We start from the raw sequence: 1,259 nt of genomic DNA on the forward strand, positions 1-1,259 counted from the left end.
TGCAATTAAAATTTTAGGTTGAAGAGCTAGCGCAGCCGCAATCATCACCCGCTGTTTTTGACCACCTGAAAGTTCATGCGGATAACGCTTTAAAATGTACTCTGGATTAGCAATTCCTACATCTTTTAATAATTGAATTACCTGCTGTTGAGCTTTCGCTTTTGACCCACCTTGTAAAATAAAATTTTCACCGACAATTTTTTCAACACGATGCAATGGATTTAAAGCAGTAGAAGGCTCCTGAAAAATCATGGCAATTTGGCGGCCGCGTATGTGTGTTTGCGTCTTTTCGTCTATTTCTAAAATATTTTTTGAATCAATAATAATACGACCAGATGTTTTTAATTTTTCTGGTAATAATCCCATCATTGCCAAGCAGCTTATTGTTTTACCTGAACCACTCTCACCTACAATTGCAAGCGTATCACCAGTTTGTAAGTGTAAATTGAGACCTTCTAATAAAGTCTGATCTTGCGTAGAGATTGAAAGGTTTTCTATGTTTAGCAAGCTAGCATCTTCACTTAAGTTATTTTCTTGGGTCAAATGCATCACGTGCCGCCTCCCCAATATAAATTAATAATGACAATACAAAAGCTAAGCTAAAAAACCCAGATAAAGCCAACCACGGTGCGTCTAAGTTATTTTTACCTTGCAACAACAACTCACCTAAAGAGGCTGCATCTGGCGGCAAGCCATAGCCCAAGAAATCAAGTGCGGTTAAAGCAATAATATTAGTCGTCAAAATAAAAGGTAACTGCGATAGACTAGAACTTATGGCATTTGGCAAAATGTGCTTAAAGATAATTGTTCTATCATTTACACCTAAAGCCTGAGCCGCACGCACATAGTCAAGTTGACGCGCTTTTAAAAATTCGGCACGGACAATTCCCACAAGTACAGTCCAGCTAAAGAACAGCATAATAAAAAATAGCCAATATACATTTGGGGTAAACATGCTGACCAAAATCATGACCATAAAGAGCATGGGTAAACCATTCCAAACTTCTACCAGTCGCTGCCCCAACAAATCGACCCAGCCACCATAGTAGCCTTGTATAGCACCCACAAAAATACCAAGTAGTGCTGCACAACCTGTTAAAGCCAAGCCGAAAAGTAATGAAACTCTAAGCCCATAGAGAATACGTGCAAGCACGTCTCGCCCTTGGTCATCTGTTCCTAACCAGTTCTGCTTAGAAGGTGGCGATGGCACAGGTACAGCCAAGTCTAAATTAGGAGTCTGGTAAGAAAATCTTATGAGG

At 39.7% G+C, this 1,259-nt stretch carries 2 protein-coding genes; both read right to left on the bottom strand.

From position 1 onward, the window contains the following. Positions 1-549: ATP-binding cassette domain-containing protein (locus VXQ92_RS18805; protein ID WP_416682823.1), on the bottom strand; the 549-nt coding region annotated here is incomplete at its 3' end. After that, on the bottom strand, positions 527-1,259 hold a 733-nt coding region (locus VXQ92_RS18810), incomplete at its 5' end, for an ABC transporter permease subunit (protein WP_416682822.1). The genes VXQ92_RS18805 and VXQ92_RS18810, both read right to left, overlap by 23 nt.

This window comes from Acinetobacter sp. 228, from assembly GCF_048147885.1.